This window comes from Leptospira wolbachii serovar Codice str. CDC, from assembly GCF_000332515.2.
In the GTDB taxonomy this organism is placed as follows: domain Bacteria; phylum Spirochaetota; class Leptospiria; order Leptospirales; family Leptospiraceae; genus Leptospira_A; species Leptospira_A wolbachii.
The window spans coordinates 309,843-320,000 of the sequence record NZ_AOGZ02000013.1 but is presented as its reverse complement, the minus strand read 5'-3'; the positions used below and the strand labels follow the sequence as shown (position 1 = coordinate 320,000).

Sequence of the window (10,158 nt, the reverse complement as noted above, 5' to 3'; positions counted from 1 at the left end):
CAAGTCCAGAATCACTTTGGCGGATGTGGAAAGATGCACAGGGGTTGAGTCTTATACAAGAAGAACTTGTGACTCAAGATTATCATAGTGATGGGAGTAATAAATCACCAAGATACTACCAAATTTTAGCGATTAACAAAACGATTGAAGCCATCGCTAAGGGCCAGAAACGCCTACTCCTTGTTATGGCAACAGGAACAGGAAAAACATACACAGCATTCCAAATTATATGGCGGTTGTGGAAATCCAAGACCAAAAAACGAATCCTATTTTTGGCTGATCGGAATATATTAGTCGACCAAACGATGACTAATGACTTTAAACCTTTTGGATCAGCAATGACCAAAATTCAAAAACGACAAGCGAACAAATCTTATGAAATATATCTGTCTCTCTATCAAGCTGTGACGGGAACAGAAGAAGATCAAAATATCTATAAACAATTTTCGCCAGATTTTTTTGATCTGATCGTTGTGGATGAGTGCCATAGAGGAAGTGCAGCAGAAGACTCTAATTGGCGGGCGATTTTAGAATACTTCACTTCTGCCACACAAATTGGTTTAACTGCGACTCCGAAAGAAACCAAAGATGTTTCCAATATTCATTATTTTGGGGAACCAGTATATACGTATTCACTACGGCAAGGGATTGAAGATGGGTTTTTGGCGCCTTACAAAGTGATCCGTATTGATTTGGACAAAGATTTATCGGGATGGCGACCTGAGAAGGGTATGGTAGATAAATATGGCAATGAAATTGAAGATAAAGTTTATAAACAAAGCGATTTTGATAAGAGAGTCATTTTAGACAGACGTACAGAGTTAGTCGCATCCAAGATCAGTGAATTCTTAAAACAAAATGATAGGTTCCAAAAGACAATTGTGTTTTGTGAAAACATTGACCACGCAGAACGCATGAGGCAGGCTCTGGTCAATGAAAACAGTGATTTGGCGAGCCAAAATAGTAAGTATGTAATGCGGATTACTGGGGATAGTGTAGAAGGAAAAGAGGAATTAGATAATTTTATTTTTCCTGAATCGAAATACCCTGTGATTGCTACTACTTCCAAACTCATGACGACAGGTGTTGATGCACAAACTTGTAAACTCATTGTCCTCGACCAACATATCCAGTCGATGACAGAATTTAAACAAATCATCGGTCGCGGAACACGCATTAACGAAGATTTTGATAAATACTATTTTACCATTATGGACTTTAAACGTGCTACGGAACTCTTTGCCGATCCAGATTTTGATGGAGATCCCGTGCAAATCTATGAGCCAAAACCGGATGAACCAGTGACTCCGCCGGATGTCACAGAAGAAGAAATCGAGGTAACAGAAGGATCGGAGACGGATGAGTCAAAATTTGGAAGCGAATTTTCAGAGTTAGGTGATATTGGTATTCCGAATGGAGAAGATGGTGATGGGGACTTACCCCGCCCTAAGGCTTTGAAATACTATGTGGATAGTGTGGAAGTGCGCGTGGCCTCGGAACGGGTACAATACTTTGATGCTAATGGAAAACTAGTTACCGAGTCTTTGAAAGATTATACAAGAAAGACGGTGACAAAAGAATACTCAACTTTAGAGGAATTCCGGAAACGATGGAATGCCGCCGATAGAAAACAAGCCATCCTTGAGGAGTTATCGAATCAAGGAGTTTTCTTTGAGGCATTGGCGGAAGACGTAGGAAAAGAATTGGATTCTTTTGATTTGATCTGCCATGTAGTTTGGGACAAACGCCCGTTAACTCGAAAGGAGCGTGCCGAGAGAGTCAAAAAAGCAAAATACTTTGAAAAATATGGAGAATCCGTGCGGAAAGTGCTGGATGCGCTTCTTGATAAGTATGCCGATTCGGGTGTGGTTCAGATCGAGGAAACACAAATTCTCACCATCAACCCTTTTACAGAATTTGGTACACCGATGGAAATTATATCCCATTTTGGTGGATTAGAAAAATACAATGAAGCCATTACATCGTTAGAAAATGCACTGTACCTTGAGACAGCGTAAACAAGGATTGATTTAGACAGTATGGCAATCGGAACCTTAATCAAATCGATTCAAGATATTATGCGAAAAGACGTGGGTGTCGACGGAGATGCTCAACGAATCAGCCAGATGGTATGGTTACTCTTTTTAAAGATTTTTGATGACAAAGAAAAAGAATGGAAACTGACCCTCAAAGATTATAAATCCCCACTTGCCTCGCGCTTTCAGTGGAGTAACTGGGCTTCCAATTCCGAAGGGATGACTGGGGAAGAACTCATTGATTTTGTGAATAACAATCTTTTCCCGGCATTAAAGAAACTGGCAACACAGGCTGGTGTGAGCGCGCAAGGAAGAGTGGTTGGTAGTGTTTTTGAAGATGCTTACAACTATATGAAATCGGGCACCTTACTTCGACAGGTGATCAACACCATTGAAGAAGATTTGGACTTTAATAACTCCACCGACAGACATTTGTTCAATGATATTTATGAAAAGATTCTGGCTGATTTGCAATCGGCAGGGAATGCTGGTGAATACTATACTCCAAGAGCTGTAACTCAGTTTATGGTGGACATCATCGATCCCAAACTCGGTGAATCGATTTTGGATCCGGCTTGTGGGACTGGCGGGTTTCTTACCACATCCATCGAACATTTAAAAAAGCAGGTCAAATCACCTAAAGACAAACAGGTTTTGCAGACGACCATCCATGGTGTTGAGAAAAAGCCACTTCCGCATATGTTGGCACTTACCAATATGATGCTTCACGGGATTGAAGTTCCGACAAATATTCTTCATGACAATACGCTCAGTCGTCCCTTAAAAGATTATTCTCCAAAAGATCGAGTAGATATTATCATCACCAATCCTCCGTTTGGCGGAATGGAAGAGGATGGAATTGAGAATAATTTTCCTAAAAAATACCAAACCCGGGAAACTGCTGATTTGTTTATGGCTCTCATCATGCACCTACTCAAACATGATACGGGTCGTGCGGCAGTGGTGTTACCTGATGGATTTTTGTTTGGAGAAGGTACGAAAACCAATCTCAAACGAGAGTTACTCGAAGAATTTAACTTACATACAATTGTGCGCCTTCCCAAAGGTGTGTTTAGCCCATATACGGGGATCAATACCAACCTTCTTTTTATTGAAAAGGGAGGTCCCACCAAACAGGTTTGGTTTTTTGAACACCCGTATCCATCTGGGTACAAATCGTATTCACGTTCAAAACCTTTGACGATTGCGGAATTTGACCTCGAGAAAAAATGGTGGAACAAACGAAAAGAAACGGAATTTGCCTGGAAGGTGAGTGCTAAAGACATCGCGGCTCGTAATTATAATCTGGATTTTAAAAATCCGCATGTGGTGGATGTAGTGCACCGTGATCCAGAGGAACTCGCGCGTGAGTATGAAGAAATTTCTGCTGATCTAAACAAGGTTAGAGACAAGCTGAAACAAGAGCTGATGTTAGCATTGGGGAACCAATAGATTTTTGATGGAATCGAATCGGATTGAGTACAAAAGGGAATTGAATGATAGCTTAGAGAAAGTGGTCATCAGTTTTCTCAATTCTAAAGATGGTGGAATTCTTTATTTGGGAATTGATGACAAAACTCATCAAGCTTTAGGTCTTTCGCAATTTGATGAAACACAATTGAAGGTAAAAGATCGGTTAAAGAATAACATTTTGCCATCTATCCTTGGTTTGTTTGATTTAATCCATGAAAGTAGAGATGGATTGGATGTTTTAAAAATCAATGTGGCCTCTGGCCCAGAAAAACCGTATTACTTAAAAAAGGCGGGACTCTCCGAGGCCGGCTGTTTTATCCGAGTGGGCAATGCGACGGAATCTATGCCGACTCGAATGATAGAGGAACTACTTAAAAAAAGACTGAATCCTTCTCTTACGAAAATCAGATCTCCCAGACAAGACCTTCGTTTTGAACAGCTTAAAATTTATTACCAAGAACACAAACTTACGCTCGGCGATCAATTTTTATCCAACCTAGAACTATTGGATGAAGATGGAAAACTTAATTATGCCGCATACTTACTGTCTGATGAAAATGGAAATTCGGTGCAAGTTGCTAAGTATGCGGGCAAAGACCGAGTCGAACTGATCGAATCCAAAGAGTATGGTAGAGTATGTCTCGTAAAAACCTGCAAGATGGTTTTGGACAAATTGGAACTTGAAAATCGGATCCAAACAGAAATCACAGGAAAGGAAAGAATCGATACACCGTTATGGGAAATCGTTCCCTTACGTGAGGCGATCATCAATGCCATTGTTCACAACGATTATGCGGGCGAACTAGTTCCCAAATTTGAAATTTTCTCCGACCGATTGGAAATCACCTCCGCGGGAATCGTCTCACCAGGAAAGGAACAGGACGAATTCTTTCAAGGTTACTCCAAACCCCGCAACAAAGTTTTGATGCGTGTTTTTAAAGATTTGGGAATCGTTGAGTTTCTCGGATCAGGTTTACCCAGAATTCTCCAAACTTATCCCAGAGAGCATTTCCATTTTAGTGCCAATTTTCTCCGAATCACCTTCCCGATGTCGGAGAAAAGTTCGGAGAAAAGTTCGGAGAAAAGTTCGGAGAAAAGTTCGGAGAAAAGTTCGGAGAAAAGTTCGGAGAAAAGTTCGGAGAAAAGTTCGGAGAAAATTGCGAAGTTCCTGCGTAATCATCCAGGAGCCACGATATCCGATTTAGCGAGTGAAACTGGACTTACTACCAGAGCAGTAGAGAAAAACTTAAAAACCTTGCAATCCGAAGGCAAAATCAAACGCATCGGACCCGACAAAGGCGGACACTGGGAGGTCTCCCCATGAACCCACTCCTCCAAACCCATTTTGACACAGCCCTCGAACACCCAAACGGAATCAGAAAACTCCGCGAACTCATCCTAACACTTGCTATGCAGGGGAAGTTGGTTCCGCAAGATCCAAACGACCCACCCGCGAGTGAACTTTTAAAAGAGATCCAAGCAGGGAAGGCACGTTTGGTGGCGGAAGGGAAGGTCAAAAAGAGTGAGGCACTGCCACCCGTAAAGGAAGAGGAGAAGCCATTTGCGATTCCGAAGGGATGGGAGTGGGTGAGGTTGGGGGAGTGTATCGAATTAATTTCAGGACAGCATCTACGTTCAAATGAATATAATGAAAATCAAAACGGAATTCCATACTTCACTGGACCGGCGGATTTCGGTGATATAAGTCCGATAGGTAATCGTTGGACAAATATAAGGCGTGCAATAGCACTTAAAGGGGATATCTTACTTACGGTTAAAGGTGCTGGTATCGGAAAAACTAATATAGTAATTCAAGATGAAGCAGCTATTAGTCGGCAATTGATGGCACTTCGCGTTTGGAAATTGAATAAGCAGTATTTGGGTTACTATTTGAATGTAATGTTTGCCAAGTTTCAGGAATTGGCGACTGGCATTGCTATACCTGGTATCGGTCGGGATGATGTGCTTCATCGATATTTTCCCCTTCCTCCCCTCGCCGAACAAAAACGAATCGTAGAAAAGATCGACGAACTCCTTGCGTTATGCGATGAGCTGGAACGGCTGAAACAATCCAAAGACGCCAAACGAAAAGACCTCCACCAATCCGTCATCACACAAATGCTCGAAGCAGAAACGCATGCGGTCTTCCAAAAACAATTCCATTTTCTTACCACGCATTTCTACGAACTCTATGCGGTAAAAGAAAATGTCAAAGAATTGCGGAAGGCAGTTTTGCAATTGGCAGTGATGGGGAAGTTGGTTCCTCATGATCCTAATGACCAGCCGGCGAGTGAGCTCTTGAAAGAGATCCAAGCGGAGAAGGCGCGTTTGGTGGCGGAAGGGAAGATTAAGAAGAGTGATGCCTTGCCATCCGTGAAGGAAGAGGAGAAGCCGTTTGTAATACCGAAGGGATGGGAGTGGGTGCGGTTGGGGGAGGTGGGGGTCCTAGAGAGAGGGAAATCAAAACATAGACCACGAAATGATATTAAATTATTTAGAAATGGTAAATACCCACTGGTTCAAACAGGGGATGTATCAGCAGCAAAGAAAAATAAGGATAGTATATCATCAGTTAGTAACTATTATAATGAATTCGGATTGGCCCAAAGTAGAATGTGGGATCCTGGAACACTTTGTATAACAATCGCTGCAAATATAGCTGAAACCGGTTTCCTGTCAATTTCTGCATGCTTTCCGGACAGTGTTGTCGGATTTACCTCGCTCTCGGGATATCATACTTCCAAGTATGTGAAAATGTTTATTGATACTGCAAAGGAGCACTTGGAAAATTTTGCACCTGCTACCGCACAGAAAAATATTAATTTAGGTATTTTAACAGAGTTAATTTGCCCTCTTCCTCCCATGGCGGAACAAAAACGGATTGTGGAAAAGGTAGACCAGCTGATGGCGTTATGCGATGATTTGGAAGGGGGCATTGGGAAGGCGGAGGAGAAGAGGGGGGAGATTTTGGAAGGGATGGTACGGGGGTGAGTTAGAACCCGTTCCAGTCGAGCAGGAGTGGGAAGACATTTTGAGGCTTTTTTTATGCCCAGGGGACTGCAAAATCAGTTTGATTTCATCGAATGCCTATAGTAAGCTAAGCTAGGTATTTTTTTCGAATGGCATTTCAAAAGCTAGAAGATGGGTATATTGAGAAAAACAAACTTTTGACTCTTAACGATCGGTTAGAGTTCTTAGAGGAATACCGCTTGCTTTTGCCCGAATCAGTTTTTTTAGAAAAGCAAAAACAGTATTTGAAAGATTGGGAATCCGTATCAGGAACTTAAAGTAACCCAAGTTTCATTACAGATATAATTTTAATCCTTATGTTCTTAAAAAAAATCCAAGATAAACTCTCAAAAGAAGGAATTCCTTTTGCTATTGTTGGTGGTTACGCAGTGGCAATCCATGGAGTTGCTAGGGGAACTTTTGACTTGGATGTGATAACGGAAATTAGTGAAGAAAATTTTCTAAAAATGGAATCGATTCTTGGATCCATTGGATTAAAATCCATCTTGCCAATTTCTGCGATGGAAATTTTCAGAAATTTAGAATTGTATCAAAGAGAAAAGAATCTCATTGCTTGGAATTTTGTAAATCCAGAGAGACAAAGGGAAAGTTTAGACATCATCCTTACAGAAGACATTCGCAATTGTAAAATTGAACAAGCGAAAACCGATTTCGGACCTTTGCCCGTAATTAGTTTGGAAGATTTAATACGAATGAAATCAAAAACAAACAGAGCCCAGGATATTGAAGATGTGAGGGCATTGAGGAAGTTAAAATAAATACTTCCGCCTATTTAGAAATTTGTCCTAAATTCGATATAAACCAGGCGTAGTGACAATAGAAGAGAAATCGTTGAAAGGAATTTGTTTTGGATTACGCTTTCCGAGATCCTTGATTGAAATGTATGTTCCATTTTTCCGCAAGAGATACCCTTGGTTTACCTTTCATCTAATATGGAAAACTGTCGGAAAATACCAAATTAATCTTGTTCGCCTTACCCATGTTCTCATTTCGAACATCCAAAAGAGAAATTTTTGACCTATCCAAATAGACTGCTTTTCTTAATTTAGGAGGATAGACACGAAGGCATATTTTGCAAAAACAAATTGAAACGTTTTCAGATCTGAAATTAGATCGATCCATCCAAAAAGCAGTCGTTGAGACTGGTTATACTAAACCTACACCCATCCAAATCCAAGCCATTCCCTTACTTCTAGACAATCACGATCTGTTAGGTTGTGCTCAAACAGGAACAGGTAAAACCGCTGCTTTTGCTTTGCCTATGATCCAAAATTTAATTTCCACGAGGGCAAAACCAAATCCAAAACAACCACGATCTCTTGTGTTAGTTCCCACTCGTGAGCTTGCCATTCAGGTCCATGAAAGTTTTGTTTTATATGGAAAATATACTCAAATTCGAACGGCAGTAATTTTTGGTGGTGTGGGACAAAATCCCCAAGCCAAGGCCATTGCAAGCGGATTGGATGTGCTCATTGCCACGCCTGGTCGCCTGGTCGATTTGATGAACCAAAATTTGGTAACATTGAAAAATCTCGAAATATTTGTGTTAGATGAAGCAGATAGGATGTTGGATATGGGTTTTATCCATGATATTCGAAAAATCATTTCCTTTCTTCCGAAGCGCAGACAGAATTTGTTTTTTTCTGCAACGATGCCATCTGAAATAGAAAAATTGGCAAACTCAATTTTGGTAGAGCCAATTCGTATCGATATAACACCTGTTTCGTCGACAGTAGAACTAATTTCACAATCTGTAATGTATACAGAACTTGCAGATAAAAAAAATCTTCTCCTTCATTTGTTTAAAGATAAAAATTTTAAAAAAACTATTATCTTTACCAAAACAAAACATGGAGCAAATAAAATTTCGGAACTCTTGAACAAAAGTGGAATCAAAACTGATGTAATTCACGGCAATAAAAGTCAATCAGCTAGACAAAGAGCCTTAGAAGATTTTCGTTCGGGAAAAAACAGAGCCCTTGTCGCAACCGATTTGGCTGCCCGAGGAATAGACATCGATGACATCACCCATGTAATTAATTATGAGATTCCTTATGTTCCCGAAACCTATGTACATCGAATTGGCCGTACAGCACGTGCAGGGAAAAATGGAATTGCCATTGCAATCGCAGAGGCAGACGAAAGATCACTGATCAAAGACATTGAAAAAGTAATTGGAATTTCGATCCCAGTGGATCGGGACCATCCTTTCCATGCAGCGCGGGTTGAATCGCATACAGGCAAAGCTCCCAAAATTCATGGATCAGGAGGTGGCGGCAATAGAGGTCATAGACGTCCCTCACAATCGGGAAATAATTCTTCTGGCCGTAATGCGAACTCACAGAAGAACTCCAAACAAAACTCACATCGGAGTCAAGGGCAATCGGAAAAAAGAAAGCCAAGTGATTCAGGCAATCGTTCCGAGCCTAAAAAATCATCTCCTAGTGCGAAAAAAACGCCGAAAGCAAAAATGTCACGATTTAGGTAGTGAGACATTCTACGCAGAACAACGGTCAGGTGAATCTGTAAATTGGTATTCAAAGCCATCGATTTCGAGGCTATTTTTGTTCCAACGGGCTTGCCTTTTTTTTGTTTGGTTGGGAAGTGAGGAAGGAAGTTTTTGAAATTCTAATTGAAGGACTTTTTCGGAAATCCATTGATACTTTCCTCGATACTTTGGTTTTTCCAGAGCACCGTCACTTTCCCGAAATTCCACCAAAGTGAGTTCAAAGGAACCATTAGCATCAAACTTGATTTCTGATACTGGCCCATAAGCACCGGGACTGGGACCAAACCAAAAAATATTTGTAAAGAGTTCCTTTGGACTTAAACCTGCAATTTCATTAAATCTGTATGTATTACGAAGTAAGGAAAGATCTTTGTCTTTAAGCATCAAACTTTTGTAAGACTTTTTATATGTGACTGCATGATTTAATAACTGAAAAACGTCTTGTTCTTCTGTCAAATACTCGCATTGACTTAGTAGGATGGTGTAAACGCATGCCAAGTTATAGTTTGCGTATGGGTCATTTGGATTTTTCTTTAAACTCTCTTTGAACCAGATTTCGGCCTGAGACCAGTTTTTCTGGTAAAAGGCATCAATCGCTTTTTGATTCGTCTCCGACAATGGTTCTGAATTTAATGAAATTCCGATTCCAATAAAAGAAAAAAGGATGAGTAAATAGGTTCTAATGGGAGTCATTTTATTCCGTATATGCAATGAAATGTTTATACCGAATCTCTTTGATTCGCAAGAAGAAAATTTGACGAAAAACGAGTGGGCCAAGGCAAAGTTAACTAATAGCATGCTATAGCTCGAAGTTGAAGACTATGATCCCCTGCCATCGTTAGATGGTGGGTGACGGGAGCGTTTAGCGCACCCCGGAAGAGTCCGACCCTAACGAGATTAAAATACCAAACACCAGTCGGATTGGGAACGCCCCTATTTCTCTCACAAGAAGCGATCATTGGAATCACTTCCCTATCAATTCGCTACACAAAATAATAGATGGTACTGAAATTTATTGACTTAGTTTGAAACTGAAGTAAAAGGTCTTACTCGTATGTCAAAAAAAGGTACAAATTCTGTAAGAAACTTGATTTTCGAGAACAGGATTCA

Annotated in this window: 8 protein-coding genes (1 of these 8 cut by a window edge); 7 read left to right on the top strand and 1 reads right to left on the bottom strand. The window is 40.6% G+C overall.

The annotated features are described in order from the left end of the window. From hsdR to LEP1GSC195_RS05465, 7 genes are all read left to right on the top strand, one after another. Window positions 1-2,018, top strand: the 3' portion of a protein-coding gene (hsdR, locus tag LEP1GSC195_RS05495; RefSeq protein ID WP_015680386.1) for an EcoAI/FtnUII family type I restriction enzme subunit R. It extends 388 nt beyond the left edge of the window; the window shows 2,018 of its 2,406 coding nt (coding positions 389-2,406); its start codon lies beyond the left edge, outside the window; it ends in the stop codon at window positions 2,016-2,018. A gap of 21 nt (window positions 2,019-2,039) precedes the next feature. After that, on the top strand, window positions 2,040-3,488 hold the full coding sequence (locus tag LEP1GSC195_RS05490) for a type I restriction-modification system subunit M (RefSeq protein ID WP_015680468.1): 1,449 nt from the start codon (window positions 2,040-2,042) through the stop codon (window positions 3,486-3,488). Between the two features lie 7 nt (window positions 3,489-3,495). Continuing rightward, a complete protein-coding gene (locus tag LEP1GSC195_RS05485) occupies window positions 3,496-4,833 on the top strand; it encodes an RNA-binding domain-containing protein (RefSeq protein ID WP_269571211.1) in 1,338 nt (445 codons plus the stop codon). Next, window positions 4,830-6,500, top strand: coding sequence for a restriction endonuclease subunit S (locus LEP1GSC195_RS05480; RefSeq protein WP_015680347.1), 1,671 nt, complete (start codon window positions 4,830-4,832; stop codon window positions 6,498-6,500). The genes LEP1GSC195_RS05485 and LEP1GSC195_RS05480 overlap by 4 nt, the downstream gene beginning before the upstream one ends. 128 nt (window positions 6,501-6,628) lie before the next feature. Beyond that, complete coding sequence (locus LEP1GSC195_RS19820) at window positions 6,629-6,796, top strand: hypothetical protein (protein ID WP_015680411.1); 168 nt, start codon at window positions 6,629-6,631, stop codon at window positions 6,794-6,796. Window positions 6,797-6,835: 39 nt separating this feature from the next. Next, a complete protein-coding gene (locus tag LEP1GSC195_RS05475; RefSeq protein ID WP_015680445.1) occupies window positions 6,836-7,297 on the top strand; it encodes a hypothetical protein in 462 nt (153 codons plus the stop codon). 314 nt (window positions 7,298-7,611) lie between these two features. Then, window positions 7,612-9,027 (top strand): DEAD/DEAH box helicase, encoded by a 1,416-nt coding sequence (locus tag LEP1GSC195_RS05465; protein ID WP_015680263.1) that lies wholly within the window; start codon window positions 7,612-7,614, stop codon window positions 9,025-9,027. Between the two features lie 9 nt (window positions 9,028-9,036). Here the strand turns inward: LEP1GSC195_RS05465 and LEP1GSC195_RS05460 are convergent, their stop codons facing one another. Next, window positions 9,037-9,741: a tetratricopeptide repeat protein gene (locus tag LEP1GSC195_RS05460; protein WP_015680404.1), complete on the bottom strand. Its 705-nt coding sequence runs from the start codon at window positions 9,739-9,741 to the stop codon at window positions 9,037-9,039. Window positions 9,742-10,158 lie beyond the last annotated feature (417 nt).